General features: G+C 69.1%; 21 protein-coding genes. 14 read left to right on the plus strand and 7 right to left on the minus strand.

Annotated features, from left to right (window positions below; translation table 11 throughout):
• Positions 1-8 precede the first annotated feature (8 nt).
• Together AC6EUH_RS04490 and AC6EUH_RS04495 are read right to left on the minus strand one after the other, a co-directional pair.
• Positions 9-1601, minus strand: a complete 1593-nt coding sequence (locus AC6EUH_RS04490) for an ABC transporter permease (protein ID WP_056428026.1) — start codon at positions 1599-1601, stop codon at positions 9-11.
• The gene (locus AC6EUH_RS04495; protein WP_499737914.1) at positions 1594-2556 is read right to left on the minus strand and encodes an ABC transporter ATP-binding protein; all 963 of its coding nucleotides are present in this window, start codon (positions 2554-2556) and stop codon (positions 1594-1596) included. Before AC6EUH_RS04495 ends, AC6EUH_RS04490 begins: the two co-directional genes overlap by 8 nt.
• Positions 2557-2666: 110 nt before the next feature.
• On the opposite strand from AC6EUH_RS04495, the gene AC6EUH_RS04500 reads away from it, so the two are divergent.
• From AC6EUH_RS04500 to AC6EUH_RS04520, 5 genes are read left to right on the plus strand one after another with little or no spacing between them, the layout of a single operon-like run.
• A complete protein-coding gene (locus AC6EUH_RS04500; protein ID WP_056428022.1) occupies positions 2667-3125 on the plus strand; it encodes a DoxX family protein in 459 nt (152 codons plus the stop codon).
• Complete coding sequence (locus AC6EUH_RS04505; protein ID WP_200913009.1) at positions 3122-3862, plus strand: AzlC family ABC transporter permease; 741 nt, start codon at positions 3122-3124, stop codon at positions 3860-3862. Before AC6EUH_RS04500 ends, AC6EUH_RS04505 begins: the two co-directional genes overlap by 4 nt.
• Positions 3859-4170: an AzlD domain-containing protein gene (locus AC6EUH_RS04510; RefSeq protein ID WP_056428018.1), complete on the plus strand. Its 312-nt coding sequence runs from the start codon at positions 3859-3861 to the stop codon at positions 4168-4170. Before AC6EUH_RS04505 ends, AC6EUH_RS04510 begins: the two co-directional genes overlap by 4 nt.
• 60 nt (positions 4171-4230) lie before the next feature.
• A complete protein-coding gene (locus AC6EUH_RS04515; RefSeq protein ID WP_056428015.1) occupies positions 4231-4422 on the plus strand; it encodes a hypothetical protein in 192 nt (63 codons plus the stop codon).
• Entirely contained in the window at positions 4422-5147 is a 726-nt protein-coding gene (locus AC6EUH_RS04520) for a GAF and ANTAR domain-containing protein (RefSeq protein ID WP_056428005.1), read from the plus strand. The genes AC6EUH_RS04515 and AC6EUH_RS04520 overlap by 1 nt, the downstream gene beginning before the upstream one ends.
• A gap of 4 nt (positions 5148-5151) precedes the next feature.
• Here the strand turns inward: AC6EUH_RS04520 and AC6EUH_RS04525 are convergent, their stop codons facing one another.
• Positions 5152-5568: a YkvA family protein gene (locus AC6EUH_RS04525; RefSeq protein WP_056428003.1), complete on the minus strand. Its 417-nt coding sequence runs from the start codon at positions 5566-5568 to the stop codon at positions 5152-5154.
• Positions 5569-5573: 5 nt separating this feature from the next.
• Positions 5574-6206 (minus strand): TetR/AcrR family transcriptional regulator, encoded by a 633-nt coding sequence (locus AC6EUH_RS04530; protein WP_056428001.1) that lies wholly within the window; start codon positions 6204-6206, stop codon positions 5574-5576.
• A 165-nt stretch (positions 6207-6371) separates the two neighbouring features.
• Between AC6EUH_RS04530 and AC6EUH_RS04535 the strand changes: the two genes are divergently transcribed.
• From AC6EUH_RS04535 to AC6EUH_RS04555, 5 genes are all read left to right on the plus strand, one after another.
• Positions 6372-6737: a thiamine-binding protein gene (locus AC6EUH_RS04535; RefSeq protein ID WP_499737915.1), complete on the plus strand. Its 366-nt coding sequence runs from the start codon at positions 6372-6374 to the stop codon at positions 6735-6737.
• A gap of 56 nt (positions 6738-6793) precedes the next feature.
• Entirely contained in the window at positions 6794-7471 is a 678-nt protein-coding gene (locus tag AC6EUH_RS04540; protein WP_056427994.1) for an O-methyltransferase, read from the plus strand.
• A gap of 162 nt (positions 7472-7633) precedes the next feature.
• Positions 7634-8740: an acyl-CoA dehydrogenase family protein gene (locus tag AC6EUH_RS04545; RefSeq protein ID WP_056427992.1), complete on the plus strand. Its 1107-nt coding sequence runs from the start codon at positions 7634-7636 to the stop codon at positions 8738-8740.
• A complete protein-coding gene (locus tag AC6EUH_RS04550; protein WP_056427989.1) occupies positions 8734-10170 on the plus strand; it encodes a bifunctional PIG-L family deacetylase/class I SAM-dependent methyltransferase in 1437 nt (478 codons plus the stop codon). Before AC6EUH_RS04545 ends, AC6EUH_RS04550 begins: the two co-directional genes overlap by 7 nt.
• On the plus strand, positions 10171-10965 hold the full coding sequence (locus AC6EUH_RS04555) for a glycosyltransferase family 2 protein (RefSeq protein ID WP_056427986.1): 795 nt from the start codon (positions 10171-10173) through the stop codon (positions 10963-10965). It abuts the gene before it with no gap.
• 45 nt (positions 10966-11010) lie between these two features.
• Here the strand turns inward: AC6EUH_RS04555 and AC6EUH_RS04560 are convergent, their stop codons facing one another.
• From AC6EUH_RS04560 to AC6EUH_RS04570, 3 genes are all read right to left on the minus strand, one after another.
• The gene (locus AC6EUH_RS04560; protein ID WP_056427983.1) at positions 11011-11412 is read right to left on the minus strand and encodes a (R)-mandelonitrile lyase; all 402 of its coding nucleotides are present in this window, start codon (positions 11410-11412) and stop codon (positions 11011-11013) included.
• 9 nt (positions 11413-11421) lie between these two features.
• Positions 11422-11676: a carboxymuconolactone decarboxylase family protein gene (locus AC6EUH_RS04565; RefSeq protein ID WP_082492625.1), complete on the minus strand. Its 255-nt coding sequence runs from the start codon at positions 11674-11676 to the stop codon at positions 11422-11424.
• A 149-nt stretch (positions 11677-11825) separates the two neighbouring features.
• Complete coding sequence (locus AC6EUH_RS04570) at positions 11826-13028, minus strand: MFS transporter (protein WP_499737916.1); 1203 nt, start codon at positions 13026-13028, stop codon at positions 11826-11828.
• A gap of 167 nt (positions 13029-13195) precedes the next feature.
• Here AC6EUH_RS04570 and AC6EUH_RS04575 point away from each other — a divergent pair, with 167 nt between their 5' ends.
• From AC6EUH_RS04575 to AC6EUH_RS04590, 4 genes are all read left to right on the plus strand, one after another.
• The gene (locus AC6EUH_RS04575; protein ID WP_499737917.1) at positions 13196-14110 is read left to right on the plus strand and encodes a helix-turn-helix transcriptional regulator; all 915 of its coding nucleotides are present in this window, start codon (positions 13196-13198) and stop codon (positions 14108-14110) included.
• A 134-nt stretch (positions 14111-14244) separates the two neighbouring features.
• Positions 14245-14814 (plus strand): sugar O-acetyltransferase, encoded by a 570-nt coding sequence (locus AC6EUH_RS04580; protein WP_499737918.1) that lies wholly within the window; start codon positions 14245-14247, stop codon positions 14812-14814.
• Between the two features lie 243 nt (positions 14815-15057).
• Positions 15058-16023 (plus strand): amidohydrolase family protein, encoded by a 966-nt coding sequence (locus AC6EUH_RS04585; RefSeq protein WP_499737919.1) that lies wholly within the window; start codon positions 15058-15060, stop codon positions 16021-16023.
• A 331-nt stretch (positions 16024-16354) separates the two neighbouring features.
• Positions 16355-18949, plus strand: coding sequence for a cation-translocating P-type ATPase (locus AC6EUH_RS04590; RefSeq protein WP_499737977.1), 2595 nt, complete (start codon positions 16355-16357; stop codon positions 18947-18949).
• Positions 18950-18972: the final 23 nt, after the last annotated feature.

An 18972-nucleotide genomic window follows, 5' to 3' on the forward strand; every position in this document is an offset into this window, starting at 1 on the left:
GTCACCGGCTACGCTGCCAGGTCGCGGCGCCGCCAGCCGGCGTAGCCCAGCGCCGCGACGGCCGCCGCGGCCACGGTGAGAGCCGCCAGCGCCGGCAGGCCCCCGGAGTCCACCGGGAGCAACGGCGAATGCCTGAACGGGGAAAGGTCCATGAGCCACTCGGGCGCGTTCCAGAGCACCCCGAATTCGCCCAGGGCCACCAAGGCCAGGAGGAAGCCCCAGACCGCCCCGGCCAGCCGCGGCGCCCAGCCAAACACCCCCAGCGCCACGCTGGTCACTACCCACGCGGCCGGGACCTGGGCCAGGGCGGCGACGGTGCTGCGGCCCACCAGTGCGGCGTCGCCGATGGCGAAGGCGGCGCCCGCCCCGATCGACACCCCGGCCAGCAGGAGCAGCGCAGCGACCCCGGCCAGGGCAAACATGAAGTGGCTGCTGGCCCACCGGATGCGCGTAGTGGCCGTGCCCAGCAGCGCTTCGGTGTGGCCCGCGGCCTCCTCGCTGCGCAGGTGGTTGGCCGCAGACACCCCATAGGCCGCCGCCAGCACGCCCATGATGCTGATCTCGGCGGCCAGGAAAGCGTCCGTCAGGGCTTCCCGGCCGCCCAGCAGCCTGATCAGGTCCTGGGCGTTTGGCGAATTCAGCAGTTCCCCCACGTTGCTGACCAGGGATCCGATCACGACGCCGAAAAGGACGAACGCCATGGCCCAAGCGAGGAGCACACGGTACTGCAGGCGCACCGCCAGGTCCCAGACGCCGGAGAGCGACCCGGCGGCCGGCCCGGGGCGCTCGGCGCGGAGGCCGGCCCCGAGGTCGCGCCCGGCCCGGAGCACAAAAGCGGCCGGGACCAGGACCAGGCACAGGGCCACCGGCAACGCCAGCACCCACCAGCGGTCCCCGGCGAACGCCCGGATCTGCTGGTTCCACCCGATGGGTGAGAGCCAGGACAGTACGGAGGGCCCCGGCTCGGCCAGGTCTCCGACCGCGCGCAGCCCATAGGTGACGGCGATGAACCCGATGCTGAGCCCGGTGGCGGCCCGGGCACTGGCGGTCAGCTGCGCGGCCAGACCCGCCACGGCACTGAACGCCATCCCCGTGGCGGCCCAGCCGAGGCCGAACGCGAGAGACCCGGCGGCCGGCAGCCCGCCGGCGGCCAGCGCGGCCGCCGCGAGCAGCCCGAGCACCACATTGGCGCCGAGGCTGATGGTGAGGGCGGATGCCAGCGGCGCGTCACGGCCCAGCCGGCCGCCGCCGAGCAGCTCCAGGCGGCCGCTCTCCTCGTCGCCGCGGGTGTGCCGGATGACGAGGATCACCATAAGGACGGCCAGGATGGCGGTCATAAACGCGGTGTATTTGATCAGCGACAGCGCACCGATCGAGGTGGGATCGTAGATCCGCCCGAACAGGGCCACCATCGAGGCGGTCGCGTTCAGGGCGGTGGCGGCTTCCACCCGGCTCGCCGTATCCGGGTAGAGTTCGGTGCCGGCCAGCGCCGTCGAGTAGGTAACCAGGGCAAAACCGGCAATCCAGAAGGGCAGCAACCAGCGGTCCCGCCGCAGTCCGAGCCGGATCAGGACGCCCGTTCCCGCCAGGGTCTCAGGCATCGCCGGACCGCCGCGGGACTGCGCTGTCGGCAACGGCGCCGACGGCCGTACCGGCGCCGGTGCCGGCGTCGTTTCCGGAGCCGTAGTGCCGCAGGAACAGATCCTCCAGTGTCGGCGGCTGGCTGGTCAGCGCGTGCAGGCCCACGGAGGTCAGCGCGTGCAGGAACGGGCCCAGGCCGGCGGGCTCGACCTGGGCGCTGACCCGGTGGTCTGTCACCACGACGTCGTGAACGCCGGGCAGGAGGTCCAGTCCGGGCGGCACCGCGGCGACGTCGGCCGTGACCGAGGTGCGGGTCAGGTGCCGCAGCTGCTCCAGCGGGCCGGTCTCCACTACCTTCCCGGCGCGGATGATGCTGACCCGGTCGGAGAGGGCCTCGGCCTCGCTGAGGATATGGCTGCTCAGCACCACGGTGCGCCCCTGCCCGCGCAGTTCGCGGACACAGCCGCGGAACGCGTCCTCCATCAGCGGATCCAGCCCGCTCGTCGGCTCGTCCAGGAGGAACAATTCGGCGTCGGTGGCCAAGGCGGCGACAAGCGCCACTTTCTGCCGGTTCCCTTTGGAATACGTGCGGGCCTTCTTGCTGGGATCCAGCTCGAACAGGTCCAGGAACCGGTCGCGGCGGGCGCGGTCCTGGCCACCGTGCAGCCTGCCGAGCAGATCGATCACCTCGCCGCCCGTCAGGTTGGGCCACAGGGCAACGTCCCCGGGGACGTAGGCCAGCCTGCGGTGCAGCGCCGCCACGTCGCGCCACGGATCCAGCCCGAGCACCCGGATGGACCCGGCGTCGGAACGCAGCAGGCCCAGCAGGAGCCGCAGGGTGGTGGACTTGCCGGACCCGTTGGGGCCCAGGAAGCCGTGCACCTCGCCGGCGGCCACGTCGAAATCCAGTCCGTCCAGGGCCGTCACGGACCCGAAGCGTTTCACCACACCGGTCATGTCCACCACACTGCTCATAGTCAACAAGCTACGCCGGTTTGCCCGGGATGGGCCCCTGCGGAAAGTCCCCTTTCCGGCGCCTTCGGACGCAGTTAGCGAGGGGTCCGTCGCTGTGATTGAGTTGTTCCATGCCATCTCGCTGGTCCGGCCGGGACACCCAGACGCTTTCTGCCGTGGCGATGAGTGCCCTGCTGCTGGCCAGCGCCGGCAAGCACTTCGAGGACCCCGGGTTCTTCGGCCCCGTTGTGCCCGACTTCCTCTGCCGCGACGACTCCGGCGAACAGTCCAACAGCCCCCTGGCCGTGTTGTCCCGGGAGGAATGGGTGGCGGTCAGCGGCCTGCTCGAGGCGGGTGCCGCCGTCGGGCTGCTGGTTCCGGCGACCCGTCGCGCGGCCGCCGGCTGCGTCACGGCCATGTTCACGCTGTTCATCGCAGGACACCTCGGCGCCCTGCGCAAGGCCTACGGCCCGGACGGGACGCCCGGCCAGCGCCGCATCCACTCCCTGCGGCTGCCGCTGCAGGCGCCGCTTATCGCCTGGGCCTGGAGCCTGACAAAACCTGTCCCGCGGAAACCGGTCCGGCCGTGAAACTCCTGCAGTCCCCGGCGGTGCGGGTGGGGCTCTCCATCAGCATCGCCACCGGGCTCTACGGGGTGTCCTTCGGTGCACTGTCCGTCACCTCCGGTCTCGACTTCTGGCAGACCATGGCCCTGAGCCTGCTGCTGTTCAGTGGCGGCTCGCAGTTCGCGTTCATCGGGGTGGTGGCGGGGGGCGGTTCCGGCGTCGCGGCCATGGGCGCCGCCACCTTGCTCGGCATGCGCAACGGGATCTACGGCATGCAGATCAACGCCCTGCTGCAGCCGCGTGGCCTGCTGCGGTTTGCCGCCGCCCACGTCACTATCGACGAGTCCACCGCCACAAGCACCGGGCAGACGGATCCGCTTGAGCAGAAGCGCGGCTTCTGGACCGCGGGCCTGGGGATCTTCATCCTCTGGAATGTGTTCACCGCCGTCGGCGCGCTCGCCGGAGGCGCGCTGGGGGATCCCAAGCAGTGGGGTCTCGACGGCGCCGCCGTCGCGGCGTTCCTGGGGCTGCTGTGGCCGCGGCTCAAGGGTCGCGAACCTGTGGCGATCGCCGTCGTCTGTGCCCTGGCCACCGTGTTGGCCGTACCGTTCGTGCCCGCCGGGGTGCCGATCCTGGTGGCGGCGGTGGTGGCGGCTGCCATTGGCTGGTTCAGCCACGGCCGCAGTGACGAAGGGCTGGAACCCGACGTGGACCCCTACGCGGAACACCCGCACACGCACCCGCAGGGGGATGCCACATGACCCTTTGGATGTGGCTGCTGCTCTCCTGTGTGCTGGCGTACGGCTGGAAACTCCTGGGCTATCTGGTCCCGGCGAGCGTGCTGCGGGACCCCCGGATGTCGCGGATCGCCGGGACCATGACCATCGGCCTACTGGCGTCCCTCACGATCGTGAACACCGTGGCCTCCGGCCAGGCCCTGGTGCTGGATGCGCGGCTGGGGGCCCTTGCTGCCGCCGGCATCGCCCTGATGCTCCGGGCGCCCTTCCTGGTGGTCGTCCTCGCCGGAGCCGGCGCCGCGGCCGGACTCCGGCTCATGGGGTGGAGCTGACCGGTTAGCAACGGTCTTTAGTCCCTACTTGCCGCCGGGGCCCCGTGGGAGCATTCGGATATGAGCGACAAAGACGATCCGGATACTCCTGCGCCCGGCAAGGGCCAGCATCCCAAACCGCACGAGCCGTTCGTTCCGCCGGGAGCCGAGTCCACCAGGGAACTGCGCGATGTGTCGCGCCGGCGCCGGGAAGCCGAGGAGAAGCTGCAGCACCACCTCGACGAGGCCAAAGAGAAGCCCGCGGAAGACTGATGTTCAGATCTCGGCTGTCGGAGCGTCTGCAGGATCTGTTGCTCGAAAATGACGTGCTGGAGGACTTCCTCCGCCAACTCTCCGCCCTGGCCGCCGAGTTTGCCTCAGCCGAAACCGGCCGCGAAGTACTGTGCTCCGTGCGGCTGGCCCGGCCCCGCCGGACGGTGGTTGTGGCTGCCAGCAACCCCGAGGCCCGGATCCTGGACGGCCTGCAGGACGGACTCGGGGAGGGGCCGGGGTTGGAGACCCGGAAGACCAGGCAGGCCGTGCTGGTGCCGGACACGACGATGGATCCGAGATGGCGGCGCTACCAGCGGGCCGCCGCCCAGCGCGGGAACCGCAGCGTTCTCGCCGTGCCGCTGCTTGAGGACCGGGACGCGGCGGCCACCCTGACGTTCTTTTCGGCGTCGCCTGAGGCGTTCGACGACGGCGCCGTGGCAGCCTGCGAGGCGCTCGCCGTCCGGGCCGCCAAGGTGGTCAGGCTGGCTGTCCGGTTCGAAACCGCCCAGGGCATGAGCCGGGACCTGCTGCAGGCGATGAGGTCGCGGACCGTGATCAACCTGGCCACCGGCATTCTTATGGCCCAGAGCCGCTGCTCGCAGTCGGAAGCGTTCGAGCTGCTGACCAAGGTCTCCAACACCAGGAACGTCAAACTCAGGATCGTGGCCGAGGAGATCCTCCGGCGGTTCGACGGTGCCCCCGCCGCGGCGGCCTTCAGCGCCTGAAACCCTACCGCGGTGCCCCGAGGCCGGCGAGCCGGAGGATGAGCTGAAGCCCGTCGGACGTTCCCGGCCAGTGCCGGCGCACCGCTTCCTCGCCCGCCCGCGCGATCACCGAGCGCAGCACGAGGGCCACAATGATGATGTCGTCCGCGTAGCCGATCACGGGCAGGAAATCCGGCACAAGATCGATCGGCGAGAGCAGGTACACCAAGAGCAGGGCGAGCCGTATCCGCACACCGGCGCCCAGAGACTTGTCAGCCAGCAGCCGCCGCAGGAGCCGCAGCAGGTCCGGCAGTAACCGCAGTGCATCCTTCATCGCGACTGTTTCCGGGTGCCGGCGCGCATAGCCCCACAGGAGGAGCAACAGGACGGCGTAAACCACCAAGACCCCGCCAACGGCGCCCGCCAGGGTTTCCCATGACACGGGTGTCAGCCGAGGTAAGAGTCGAACGCGGTGCCCGGCAGCGGGGCCTGCGGCGGGAGGGGACGCGTCGGGCGCTCCGTGCGGATGGCGTCCTCGACGAGGGCGACGGGACGGCGCCAGGCATCCGAACCGGCCTCCATGGTGTCCACGACGCCGATCAGCATGGCCAGCAGGCGGATCATGTCCGTCATGGAAATGTCGCTGCGCAGGGTTCCCTGCCCCTGGCCGCGGCCCAGGAGCACGGCCACGGATTCGATCAGGTCACCGGTGATGCCGGTGAGCAGTCCGCGCCGGCCGGCGACGGCTCCCAGCAGGTTGGCTTCCTCGCTGGCTACGCCCATGAGGGCATCGATGACACGGAAGAGGCCGTCGGCGGCATCGGGCCCGGCCAGGGCCTCTTCGATGACGGGATCAACCAGCAGTCCGAGCTGCCGGTGCAGCGCCGCGAGGACCAGTTCCTCTTTGTCCGCGAAGTTCCTGAACAGCGTGGCCGGGCCGACGCCGGCGGTCACGGCAATGGTCTGCAGCGGGACTTCCGGGCCGTGCTCCCGGAAGCACTGGCGGGCGGCGGTGATGATCTTGTCGACGTTCCGCGCGGCATCGGCGCGGAGCGGCCTGCGGTCTGCTACCCGGTTCATTTGCTTAGGTTAGCAACGCTAAGCCGTAGCCGGGAGGTTACTACCGGGTAGTCCCTTATGTGACGGCTCCGGCCCGATCCGGGGCCCAGTCCAGGCCCGGCAATGGAGAGTAACGGGCCCGTAGCCACGCCGTCAGAGGGCCCGATCACGTGCGAGACTGGAGCCATGCTGCTTGCCTTTTCCGTCGCACCCTCGGGCCGTCCCGTCCGCACCGATGACTCACCCGCCGGTTCCGCGGCCGTCCGGTCGGACGAGGCGTCGGTCCACGATGCCGTCGCCGACGCGGTTCGGATCGTGCGGGAGTCCGGTCTGCCCAACCACACCGACTCGATGTTCACCACGATCGAGGGCGAGTGGGATGAAGTCTTCGACGTCGTGAAGCGCGCCACCGAGGCCGTGGGCCGCTACGGCAGCCGGGTTTCCCTCGTCATCAAGGCGGACATCCGGCCGGGCTACACAGGCGAACTCACCGGAAAGCTGGACCGCCTGGAACACGCCCTCGGGGACGCCGCAGACCCGGCCGCGGGCTAAAATCCCGACGGCCCGGAGCCTACCGCCGGGACGGGCCAGCTGGAAGACTGAAGGGCATGTTCGAGCATCAGCCCACCAGCCGGTGGATCGCTGTCGAGGACTTCCTCTCCGAGGCCGTGGTCCGCCCTGACAACTCACTGAAACGCGCCGTCACCACCGCCCTCGAGGCGGGCATGCCCCCGATCGAAGTCGCCCCGAATGCCGGCAAACTGCTGAAACTGCTCGTCCAGCTTTCGGGCGCCCGCCGCGTGCTGGAGATCGGAACGCTGGCCGGCTTCAGCACCATCTGGATGGCCCAGGGACTGCCCGACGGCGGCCGGCTGCTCACGTGCGAATACCTCCCCAAACACGCCGAGGTGGCCCGCGCCAACGTGGACTCCGCCGGGCTGGGCCACCTCGTGGAGATCCGGGTCGGGGCAGCGCTGGACACACTTCAGGCGCTCGCCGACGAGGGCGCGGAGCCCTTCGATTTTGTCTTCATCGACGCGGACAAGGAAAACAACCCGCACTACCTCGACTGGGCCATCCGCCTGGGCCGGCCCGGCACCGCCGTCGTGATGGACAACGTGGTCTGGGAAGGCGCCGTGCTGGATCCCTCGATGGACGCCGTCAACGCCCCCGGCATCATCAGTGCGCTGAACATGTTCGGCGAGGACCCGCGGCTGGACGCCACCGTCATCCAGACCGTGGGCTCCAAAGGATGGGACGGCTTCGCCTTGGCGCGGGTGCTGTAACAGCCGGGAGTCGGCGCCGCCGGCCAGCAGCTGGCAGCGCATTTCCGAAAGTGCTAAGTGTGCTTAGATTTACTGGACGGGCTGGATCTACCGAGCAGTAGCCACACCCGGCCGGCATGGGTGCCGGCAGCACCAGTCGCACTTCGAAGGAGAGCAGGCCGAATGAACCGGACTTCCGCTTCCCCGCGGCCCCGCGCAGTGAGGATCAGTTCCGCGCCGGAGGATCTGGCGGGCCTCAACCCCCTGCTGGTCGACGCACTGTCGGCCGTCGGCGACGTCCCGGCGTTGCTGGACCTGGCCAAAGCCGCAGGCGACGCCGCACCGAAACCTGGCGAGGGCCGCACCGCCTTCCTATGGGAGCTCCTGGCCTCCGTCACCGCCGTCGACGTCGCGGCCGGCCGGGCCATCGAACCGCACTTGGACGCCTCCGCGATCCTCGCCCAGGCCGCCGGCCACGCGGCGCTGGCAGGCTGGGACTGCCCGGACTTCGACGGTGTCCACTTCGACGGCGCCTGGGGTGTCTTCGCCGCCGAAGCCGCGGGCCTGCGGCTCGAAGCCAAACCGGCGGACGGCTGCTTCCTGCTGCAGGGATCCAAGCCCTGGTGCTCCCTAGCGGCCCAACTGGACCACGCCGTCGTGACCGCCCATCTGGACGACGGCGGCCGGGCCGCGTTCGCCGTCGACCTCCATGCCCCTGGCGTGGGCTTCGCGGACCCGGAATGGACCAGCCGGGGACTCCGCGAAATCCCCAGCGGCACCGTGCATTTCGACTCGGTTCCGGCCGTGCCCCTGGGCGACGCCGGCTGGTACTACCGCCGGCCCGGCTTCGCCTGGGGCGGCATGGGGGTGGCCGCCTGCTGGCTGGGCGGCGCCGTCGCCGTGGCCCGCGGCTTCCAGGACTCCCTGCTCAAAGCGGCCGACGGCGGCCGCGAACCGGACCAGCTCGCGCTCGCCCACCTTGGCGAGATCGACCGCACCCTCACCGCCCTGACCGCGTACCTCGCCCGGACCGCCGCACGGATCGACGCCGGGGACCTCTCGGGCCCCGGCACGTGGAGCGAGGCCCTGCGGGTCCGCGGCAACACTGCCACCGCCGTCGAACGCATCCAAACGCTGGTCAGCCAGAACCTCGGCCCCGGGCCGCTGGCGTTCGACCCCGTCTACGGGAAGCGCATGGCTGACCTCGCCCTGTACATCCGCCAGCACCACGGCATGCGCGACGACGCCCAGCTCGGTGCCCTCACGCTCAAAGGGGACCACCCGTGGTGAGCTTCACGCACCAGGACGCCGGAACCAGCGAGGACGCCTGGGCCGCCAGCGGACTGGCCGCGCTCCCGGAGCTGCCGCTCGACGCCGGAGAACTCGCCGGCCAGGCGTTCATCGTGCTCGCCGCGCACCCGGACGACGAATCCCTCGGCGCCGGTGGGCTGATGGCCCGGCTCCGGCGGCTCGGCGCCCGCGTCACGGTGCTGCTGTGCACCGCGGGGGAGGCCTCCCACCCGGACTCACCCACCACGACGCCGGAACAGCTCGCCGCCGTCCGGCTCCAGGAATTCGGCGGCGGGCTCAGCTACTTGCTGCCGGATCCGGACTGGCGCTTCCTCGCCCTGCCGGACGGCCAGCTCGCCGCACACCGGGCCGAGGTGATCTCCGCACTGCGGCAGGCCATCGCCGATGAGACGGCCGAGTCGGGACTGCTGGCGGAGCAGATCACGCTGGTGGCCCCCTACCGGCACGACGGCCACACGGACCACGACACGCTCGGCTCCGCCGCCGCCGAAGCAGCCGGCGCAGGCGGCCACGGACTGCTGGAATACCCCATCTGGTACTGGCTCTGGGCCGACGCCGCGGACCCGGCCTGGCAGTCCTGGCTGCGCCTGCCGCTGGCCCCCGCCGAGCAGCAGGCCAAGGCGGCGGCCATGGCCTCCCACACTTCCCAGGTCCGCGCCCTCTCCGGCCAGTCGGGCGACGAGGTGCTGCTCCCGCCGTCATTCCTGGAGCACTTTGAGCGGCCGTTTGAGACGTTCGCGTGGCAGCGTCCGGCCGCCCGAGCCGCCGGCACCGGGGGCGCGTACGCCGCCGCTGACGCGGAAGGCGTTTTTGACGCCGTCCATACCGGCAACGACGACCCGTGGCAGTACACGACCAGCTGGTACGAACACCGCAAGCGTTCCCTCACCCTCGCGGCGCTGCCCGGCCGGAACTACACTGCAGGACTCGAGATCGGCTGCTCGATCGGGACGCTCAGCGTGGAACTCGCCCAACGCTGCGGAACCTTCCTGGCCGTCGACGCGAGCAGCGCCGCGCTGGCCCACGCCGCCCGGCGCCTCGAACACCTGCCGGCCGCCCGGACCCGCCACCTCACCGTCCCGCAGGACTGGCCGGAGGGCCGGTTCGACCTGATCGTGGTCTCCGAGGTGGGCTACTACCTCGCGCCCGGCGAACTGGCGGAGCTGTTCGAGCGGGTCGAGGCCACACTCCTGCCCGGCGGCACCCTGGCCCTGTGCCACTGGCGCCACCCAGTCTCCGGCTGGGAGCTCGACGGCGACTCCGTCCACGCCGCCGCGCGCCGCCACCTCGGCTGGGCCGACGCCGGACTGTACCGGGAACGCGACTTCATCCTGGAAATCCTGATCGCGCCCCGTCCCGGCGGGGATCAGCGGACGGCAGCCACCGTCGTGCCGGGAGCGGACAGCTAGATGGCCGCCCTTGCCCTGCCGCTGCCCCGCGGACTCAGCATCGACCGGTTCGCCGTCGTCCTCCCCGCGCACAACGAGGAGGAGCACCTTGGCCGCGCCCTGCTCGCCCTGCAGCGCGCCGCCGACGCGCTGCACCGGGTCCGGCCCGAAGTGGACGTCCGGGTGACAGTGGTGCTGGACAGTTGCACGGACGGCTCCGCCGGCATCGCGGCCCAGTACGTTGCGGCGGACCGCCGCTTCAACGCCCTCGAAGTAAGCCTCCGCAACGCCGGGGCAAGCCGCGCGGCCGGCATCCGGGCCGCCGGTATCGGTGCAACCCGGCGGAGGCCGCCCGGCAAACGCTGGACACCGCCGCCGTGGGCGGGACGGACATGGCTGGCCAACACCGACGCCGACTCCCAGGTTCCGGAAAACTGGCTCGTCCGCCAGCTGGAATTCGCCGAGGCCGGAGCCGACGCGGTGCTGGGTTCGGTGGAACCGGACCCCGCCGGGATGGACGCGGAGCTGCGCCGGCGCTGGTTGGAGCGGCATCCCTTCGAGGAGGACCACCCGCACATCTACGGAGCAAACTTTGGGGTCCGGGCCTCTGCATACCTGGCCGCCGGAGGCTTCCCCAAGCTCGCCTCGCACGAGGACCGGACCCTGGTGCAAAGCCTCCGGAACCGGGCCTTCACCGTGACAGCCACCGACAGCATGCGCGTACTGACCTCGGGCCGGATCCACGCCAGGGCACCGCACGGCTTCGGCGCCTACCTCCGCACGCTGGGATTACACCGGGCACCGGCGGCCGACTGACGCGGACCGGGGCGGGCAGATGCCGCGCGAACCGTTCCGGTCTGCCTAATCGCCGTTGTACTCGTCATCGGTGATGTGCTCGCCCCAGGTTGTCGTGGTGGTGGGGTCTTCGCAGTTCTGGAGCATGGCGATGTGTTCCATGAAGCAACCGGGGGCGGCAGCATGCCAATGCTCCTCGCCGGGCGGGGTGTACAGAGTCTGGCCCGGGTGGACTTCAATGATCCTGCCGTCACGGCCGCCGAAGCGGGCGACGCCCTGGGTGACCCGCAGGTACTGGCCATGCTTGTGGGAGTGCCAGGCGGTCCGAGCTCCGGGGGCGAAGCGGACGGTTGCGACCACCATCGTCTGGTCCGGCTCGTGGGGCAGCGCGATCGGGTCGAGCCAGACGTCGCCGGCGAACTGCGCGGCCGGGTTTTTCGCAGTGGGCATGGTGGGTTCGATGTTCATGATTTTTCCTTACTTGTTGTCGATGAAGAGTTGCTTGGCTACGCCCATCGCGGCCATGCCCTTGGGCCAGCCGGCGTAGATCGTGACGTGGGTGATGGCTTCGATGAGCTCTTCCTGGGTTACGCCGTTGTCGACGGCGCGGCCGAGGTGGAAGCCCAGTTGCTCGGTGTTCCCGCCGGCGGTGCGCACGGCCACGGTGATGAGGCTGCGGTCCCGGGCGGAGAGTTCGGGACGCGCTCCTGCCCGGGCTGCCGGTGCAGCCAGTCATAGCGATAGCGGTAGCGATCAGAACCAGTACAGGCGCCACGAGGCCTGCCCGCAAGGCTTTTCCCGGTGAAAAACGGTTGCGAGTGTTCACAGGTGGATCCTTTCCGGGGATGCGCGGAGGGCGAATCTGCGGCCGTTTCATGTTGTTAGAGGCGGGCGGGGAATGCGGTGCGGCGTCCGTAGATGGTCAGCATGAGTGCGGCCAGGCCGGCGACGATCATCACGACCGCAAGTACCAGGCCGCTGGAATTCGTCAGCAGGGCGGCGCCGAGGATGCCGGCGGTGAAGATGGCAAGGTTGAACGCCACCGGCAGGAACGAGTTCGCCACGTCGGAGTCCGCGCCTCCGGTGGTGGTGAGGGCGGCTTGGAGCTGGGCGGCCGCCCCGCCGAACGTGATCCCCCACAGCACGGTCGCGGCGATGATCGCCGGGGCCGATGTGTGGCCGACCAGCAGCACCACCGCGGCTGCGATGAACAAGGTGACGCTTCCGTGCAGCAACGGGCGGGGGTGGCGGTCCAGGAGCGCGCCTGTGATGATGATCCCGGCGATCGAGGCGACGCCGAAGATGAAGAGTTCGACGTCGAGGGTGAGGCTGCTACCCGTAGTCCTCAAGTACGGGGCGATGTAGGTGTAGATGGTGTTGTGGGCCAGCATCCAGGTAAAGATGACGGCCAGGATCACGGCGATGCCGGGGATGCGGAAGACCCGCGCCAGCGGAAGCCGGGAGGTTCCGGGCTGCCCATCGGCATCGGGCGCGATCGCCGCGATGAGCACACCGGCGATAACGGCCACCGCGGTGAGCCCGGCGAAGGCCCACCGCCAGTCGAAGGTCGTGCCGAGCCAGGCCCCCAAGGGTGTGCCGAGAGCGAATCCGACGGGTGCCCCGAGGGAGACGATCGCCAGCGACAAGCCTGCATGGGAGGGAGGGCTGATCTTCCGGCCGTAGGCGGCCAGCATGCCCCAGAGGATTCCTGAGAACGCGCCGGCGATGAAACGCGACACCAGTGACAGGGTTACGTCGCTTGAGAGGGCGGTGGTGGTGTTGGCCAGGATGAGGCCGAGGACCGCGCCGAGGAGCAATGGCTTGCGGCGCATGCCCCGGGTCATCGTGATGGCGGGGATCGTGATGATCACTGTGCCCAGGGCGTAGGCGCTGACGAACAGTCCGACGGTGCCTTCGCTGGTGCCCATCCCGGTGGCGATAACCGGCAGCAGCCCGGCCGGCATGGTCTCCATCGCGACGAGGACGAAGCCGATGACCGCCAGAGCGGCCAGAGTGGCGAGCGGCAGTTGTTTCGCCTGCTCGGTAGCTACCGGGGCCGGCGCCGGAATGGTGGTGGTGTTCATTAGTCTCCTTGCCCGCAGGCGGCTCGCGCGGTTACGTGCTGGTCGGGGGCGTACCGCTGGTAAGTCTTTATCCAGTCAACACGCGGACCATCCCGCGGGGGAGTCCCTATCAAGGGGCGTACCAGCAGGGGACCCCACCGAAGTTCGCAGGGACGTATTCTCGTGGCATGGACAATAAAGCCGAGGTACGCGAGTTCCTGATGTCGCGCCGGGCAAAGATCACCCCCGAACAGGCCGGACTTCCCGCCGGGCCGAACAGACGCGTTGCCGGGCTTCGCCGCACAGAAGTTGCGACACTCGCCGACGTCAGCGTCGAGTACTACGCCAAGCTCGAACGTGGTGCTATCGGCGGAGCCTCCTCGTCCGTGCTTGACGCCATCGCCCGCGCCCTTCTCCTCGATGACACGGAACGAACCCACCTCTTCGACCTCGCCCGCGCAGCTGACGGCATTCCGCTATCCGGGCGTCCCCGCCGGCGATCCACGAAAAACGCCATCAGTCGACCTAGCCTGCACTGGGTGCTCAACACAATTACCGACGGCGTTGCCTTCGTTCGCGACCAGAACCAGGACCTTCTAGCTACGAACGAGCTCGGCAGGGCCTTCTATGCACCCCTCATCGGCGCCGGCGGTCGTACGCCGAACCTGGCCCGGTTCCAGTTCCTCGACCCTGCATCCCGCGATTTTTATCCTGACTGGGAGCTCTTCGCTGAGATGTGCGTGGCGATCATGCGGGCCGAAGCCGGCCGTGACCCCAACGACAAGGGGCTCCAGGACCTCGTTGGTGAGCTGTCCACGCGCAGCGATGTATTCCGGCAGCTGTGGGGCGCGCATGACGTTCGGACCCACGGGACCGGCACAAAACGATTCAACCACCCCGTCGTCGGCGAACTCACTCTCGCCTACGAAGAACTCATTATCACTGCCGACCCGGGCTGCGTCCTTATGATCTACACCGCCGAGCCCGGCTCGCCCAGCGCTGAGCGACTGCGGCTGCTCGCCAGCTGGGCAGCTACCGGATCCATAGCGGCTGCGCCCCGTCAGGAAAACTCCAACACAACGGGTTCACCCGGGAGGAGATAGCGGAGACCTTCACTCATTGGGCTTTCTGCTGGGGCTGGCCTGCCTACCGTCTGCGATCACATGGCGCAGAAGGTCTTCGAGGCCAAAAATCACCTTGCACGCAAACTCCGTCTGACATCGGAATGAATGGACACATGGAACTCGACGATCTCCTTGAAATGCTTAATGCCGGCCGGACCATAACGGGGGACTCGCCCTGGCATGATCTCATGCACCGGGCAAGCCAGGATGCCCTGCGCATTACCGGCGAGCTTAACGGCGGATATCAGGAACCGGCGCGGGTGCGGGAGCTGTTGGCCCAGCTGACCGGCAAGCCAATTGACGAATCCGTAACGGTTTTCCCGCCTTTCTACTCCGACTTCGGGAAGAACATCACCTTCGGAAAACGGATCTTCATCAACTCGGGGTGCAAGTTTCAGGACCAGGGCGGTGTCGTCATCGGGGACGACTGCCTGATCGGGCACAACACGGTGATGGCCACACTCAACCACGACCTGATGCCGAGCCGCCGCACGGACATGCACCCGGCCCCTATCGTCGTTGGCCGCAATGTGTGGGTCGGATCCAACGCCACCATTCTGCCGGGCGTGACGATCGGTGATAACGCCGTCGTGGGGGCTGCGTCCGTAGTGACGAAGGACGTACCGGAAAACTCCGTTGTTGTGGGCTCGCCTGCCCGGGTGGTGCGCTCACTTCCCAACTGAACCACCGCGCTGAGTCTTCTACAGGTGAGGGATCCGGCAGCGCACCGTGTCGCGGTATTGCTGGAATCTTCGCCGAACCGTTTCTTGAGGTCGGATTCCTCGAGCGGTCTGACGCGGTAGTTCGGCGAGGGTACACCCAGCAATGGTTCGCATGCTTTGCCCACCTGGCGAGTAGATTGTTCACATCCGCTAATCTTCGGAGTCCGGCGGATCAACGCGACGGGCACGTGGACAAGGATCCGGATGAGCCGGCCGAACCGCATCGACACACACCAGCACATCGTTCCGCCGGGCTACGCACGCTGGATGCACGACAAGGGCATCCGGTCCGGCGGCTTAAGTCTGCCGTCGTGGTCCGAACGTTCAGCGCTGAAGTTCATGGACAGGCACGACGTGCAGACCGGCATCCTGTCCCTGTCCACGCCCGGAGTGCACTTCGGGGACGCAGTTGAGACGCGGCAGTGGGCTCGGGATGTCAACGAGTACAGTGCCGAGGTGGTGGCCGGGCGGCCAGAGCGGTTTGGCTTCTTCGCGACCCTTACGCTGCCGGACGTGGAAGGTGCCCTCGCGGAAGCCCGGTACGCCCTGGACACCCTGCTCGCGGACGGAATCGTGCTGCTGGCCAACAACGACGGACGATACCTGGGCGATCCGGGCTTTGAGCCTCTGCTGGAGTTTCTTCACCACCGCCGGGCCGTAGTGTTCATCCATCCCGGCGAACTGCCCGCACCGGCGGTACCGGGCATACCCGCTTTCGCCGCAGATTTCCTGCTCGATACCACCCGCACTGCACTCAGCCTGATCCTGTCCGGTGCGATGGAGAAGTATTCGGGAATCAAGTTCATCCTCGCCCACGCGGGCGGCTTCGTGCCTTACATCGCCTACAGGATCCTGCTGACGATGCTCAACAATAGGGAACTGGCTCTCAGCGCGCTGGCGGCGCTGACAGATAAGGAACAGTCCGTCCTGCGGCGGTTTTATTACGACGTCGCGCTGTCCGCCAGCCCATCGGCGCTGCCCAGCCTGCTCGAGGTGGCCGATCCTGGCCGCATCACATACGGCACTGACTTCCCGTTTGCGCCGGCGCCGGGGATCGATTTCCTGAACATGCAGTACGAGCATTACCCGATGGCCCCCTCCTTGCGCGCGTCGATAGACCGCGGCAATGCCGAGGCGCTGTTTCCCCGCCTCAAGCCTGCACAAGGCTAAGCCGAGTTCGGTAACAGACCACACGGGGGCGAGCCTGCCAGCCATCAACGGGCTGCCAAGATCGCCGTCGCCTGCCGCTGCGCGCAAGAGGTCCGCGAGTTTGTGCCCGACCCAAGCGTCTGATCGAGAGTACGCCGGCCCGGACCAAGCTACGGAGCTGGAACGAGCCTGAAGACGCCCGCGTGACCTTTGGCCCTAACCTGCGGCGGCGACCGGGAGCACGCTCGATCCATGAGCTACCTGACCCGGGCCGGTCTGCGGTGCTACGCCTGAGCGGCCCCGGCCAGCCGTGACACCGGAGGCTCCCGTCGGGGGCCCGGACGCCGGCGCTCTGCCTGGCGTCGCCGGCCTGAGCTCGGCGGAGGCGGCGCGAAGGCTGCAACAAATCGGGGCAAACAAGCTGCCCGAGGCCGGCACGGTGCCTGGCTGGCGGAGGCTACTGGCCGAACTGACCCACTTCTTCGCCATCCTGCTGTGGTGTGCCTCCGTACTGGCCTACCTGGCCGGCATGCCGCAACTGGCCGTCGCGATCGTCGTCGTGATCCTGGTCAACGGGGTGTTCGCTTATATCCAACAGGAGCGCGCCCAGCATGCGGCCGCGAAGCTCCGCGAACTGCTCCCGGCGATGGTCTCGGTCCGCCGCGACAGCCGGATCGTCAAGATCCACACCACCGAGCTCGTCCCGGACGACGCCGTCCTGCTGGTGGCCGGCGACCGGGTCCCGGCGGACCTCCGGCTGGCCGTCGCGGCAGGCTGTTCGGTGGACGAATCGATGCTTACCGGTGAGAGCGAGGCGCTCACCAAAGTCCCCGGCGACACTGTTTATGGCGGGACCTTCCTGGTCAACGGCCAGGCTGAAGGCGTGGTGGCGGGCACGGGCGGGCAAACCAGGCTCGCCGAAATCGCAGCCCTGACGGGAAAGGTCGAAGCTCCGCCGAGTCCGCTGGCGCTGGAACTGCAACGAATCGTCCGCATCACCGCCGCGATGGCCCTGGGCATTGGCGCGCTGTTCTTCGTGCTCTCCCTTCTGGTCGGCATCTCCTGGCGCGATGCGTTCCTCTTCGCCATCGGCGTGATGGTGGCGCTGGTGCCTGAGGGCCTGCTGCCCACGGTCACGCTGTCCCTGGCCGTCGGGGCACAGCGGATGGCACAGCGCAACGCGCTCGTCCGGAACCTGGAAGCGGTGGAAACCCTCGGCTCCACCACCTTCATTTGCACGGACAAGACCGGCACGCTGACCCAGAACCGGATGAACGCCGTCGAGGTGTGGACCCCGGCCGGGCTGGTCAGCATTATCGGCGCAGGGTACGGGCCGGAGGCTGAGGTCACCGGGACGGGAGCCGGGGAGGCGCGGCACCTCAGCATCGCCGCGCTGGCCGCCTCCGTGGGCCGCGCGGTGCCCCACGAGGGCCGGTGGATCGCCGAGGGCGATCCGATGGAGGCCGCCATAGGCGCGCTGGCCGCGCGGCTGGCAGCATCGGGGGAGCAACCCGAGGAACCCGACGTGTCGCACCGCTTCGCCTTCGATCCGCGCCGGCTGCGGGAGTCCGCGATCGTTGGCACCACACTCTTCGTCAAGGGGGCACCGGAATCCGTGATTCCACTGTGTGGCGAGGACGGCGCCGGCCGCGCCCTGGAGATGGTCGACCAGATGGCCTCCCATGGATTGCGGGTTCTGGCTGTGGCCGAGCGGAGCTTGCCCGGCCCGCCGGGCGCCAACTTCAGGCTCGAGGAAGTGGAGAGCGGCCTGACTCTGCTGGGACTCATCGGCCTGCACGACCCGCCGCGGGCCGAGGTCCGGGTGGCGCTCGAGGCGGCCCGCGAGGCCGGCATCAAAGTGGCCATGGTCACCGGCGACCATGCCTTCACCGCCGCCGCCATCGCCCGCGAAACCGGACTGATCGGCTCACCCGAACTGGTGTTGGAGGGACACAGCCTGCCCGAGGACGACGCCGTCCTGGCGGCGCTGCTGGACCGCGACGGCGTGGTGGTCAGCAGGGTCACCCCGGAACAGAAACTCCGGGTGGCCCGCCTGCTCCAGCACCGCGGCCATGTGGTGGCGATGACCGGTGACGGCGTCAACGACGGCCCGGCCCTCCAGCAGGCCGACATCGGTGTAGCCATGGGGCTCAGCGGCACGGACGTCGCCCGCGAGGCGGCGGACCTGGTGCTGCTGGATGACGACTTCGCCACCATCATCGCCGCGGTGGAGCAGGGCCGCGCCACGTACGCGAACATCCGGCGCTTCCTGACCTACCACCTGACGGACAACGTCGCCGAGCTCACCCCTTTCGTCATCTGGGCCCTCTCGGGCGGACGGTTCCCGCTGGCGCTGAGCGTGCTCCAGATCCTCGCACTGGACATCGGCACGGACCTGCTCCCCGCGCTGGCGCTGGGCAGCGAGGCCCCGAGCAAGGGAACACTGAAGCGGCCGCCGGAGCGCCGCCACCTGATGGACAAGGCGCTGATGTTCCGGGTGTTCGGGCTGCTGGGCCCGGTGGAGGCCTTCTTCGAAATGACGGCGTACACGGCCGTGCTGCTCGGTGCCGGCTGGACGCCGGGCGCGGAACTGCCCCCGGCGGACGTGCTGATGGCAGCCTCCGGAGCCGCGTTCACCACCGTGGTCCTGGCCCAGCTGGCCAACGCGTTTGCCTGCCGCAGCGCCTCCGTGCCGCCCTGGCGGCTCGGCTGGTTCAGCAACCGGCTGCTGGTGTGGGCGGTGCTGGCCGAACTGGGACTGCTGGCCGTCTTCCTGTTCCTCGGACCGCTGGCCGCCCTGCTGGGCCACGCCCCGCCGTCGCCCGGTGGCCTGGCGGTGGCGCTCGCCGCCATACCCGCCGTGCTGCTCGCCGACTGGCTGTACAAGATCGCCCGCCACCGCCGGGCCGGGACTGCCACACCGGGCACAAAGGTCCAAAGACTCTGACCCCGGACCGCCCGCCGCCACAG

It is taken from the genome of Arthrobacter sp. 001422645 (genome assembly GCF_059816125.1).

Bases quoted from the DNA above. Each gene is read 5' to 3' on its own strand.
- AC6EUH_RS04555 (WP_056427986.1), top strand. From the start codon at position 10,171: ATGGCCGCCCTTGCCCTGCCGCTGCCCCGCGGACTCAGCATCGACCGG.
- AC6EUH_RS04545 (WP_056427992.1), top strand. From the start codon at position 7,634: ATGAACCGGACTTCCGCTTCCCCGCGGCCCCGCGCAGTGAGGATCAGT.
- AC6EUH_RS04585 (WP_499737919.1), top strand. From the start codon at position 15,058: ATGAGCCGGCCGAACCGCATCGACACACACCAGCACATCGTTCCGCCG.
- AC6EUH_RS04575 (WP_499737917.1), top strand. From the start codon at position 13,196: ATGGACAATAAAGCCGAGGTACGCGAGTTCCTGATGTCGCGCCGGGCA.
- AC6EUH_RS04490 (WP_056428026.1), bottom strand. From the start codon at position 1,601: ATGCCTGAGACCCTGGCGGGAACGGGCGTCCTGATCCGGCTCGGACTG.
- AC6EUH_RS04500 (WP_056428022.1), top strand. From the start codon at position 2,667: ATGCCATCTCGCTGGTCCGGCCGGGACACCCAGACGCTTTCTGCCGTG.
- AC6EUH_RS04510 (WP_056428018.1), top strand. From the start codon at position 3,859: ATGACCCTTTGGATGTGGCTGCTGCTCTCCTGTGTGCTGGCGTACGGC.
- AC6EUH_RS04520 (WP_056428005.1), top strand. From the start codon at position 4,422: ATGTTCAGATCTCGGCTGTCGGAGCGTCTGCAGGATCTGTTGCTCGAA.
- AC6EUH_RS04495 (WP_499737914.1), bottom strand. From the start codon at position 2,556: ATGAGCAGTGTGGTGGACATGACCGGTGTGGTGAAACGCTTCGGGTCC.
- AC6EUH_RS04560 (WP_056427983.1), bottom strand. From the start codon at position 11,412: ATGAACATCGAACCCACCATGCCCACTGCGAAAAACCCGGCCGCGCAG.
- AC6EUH_RS04515 (WP_056428015.1), top strand. From the start codon at position 4,231: ATGAGCGACAAAGACGATCCGGATACTCCTGCGCCCGGCAAGGGCCAG.
- AC6EUH_RS04570 (WP_499737916.1), bottom strand. From the start codon at position 13,028: ATGAACACCACCACCATTCCGGCGCCGGCCCCGGTAGCTACCGAGCAG.
- AC6EUH_RS04530 (WP_056428001.1), bottom strand. From the start codon at position 6,206: ATGAACCGGGTAGCAGACCGCAGGCCGCTCCGCGCCGATGCCGCGCGG.
- AC6EUH_RS04540 (WP_056427994.1), top strand. From the start codon at position 6,794: ATGTTCGAGCATCAGCCCACCAGCCGGTGGATCGCTGTCGAGGACTTC.
- AC6EUH_RS04535 (WP_499737915.1), top strand. From the start codon at position 6,372: ATGCTGCTTGCCTTTTCCGTCGCACCCTCGGGCCGTCCCGTCCGCACC.
- AC6EUH_RS04580 (WP_499737918.1), top strand. From the start codon at position 14,245: ATGGAACTCGACGATCTCCTTGAAATGCTTAATGCCGGCCGGACCATA.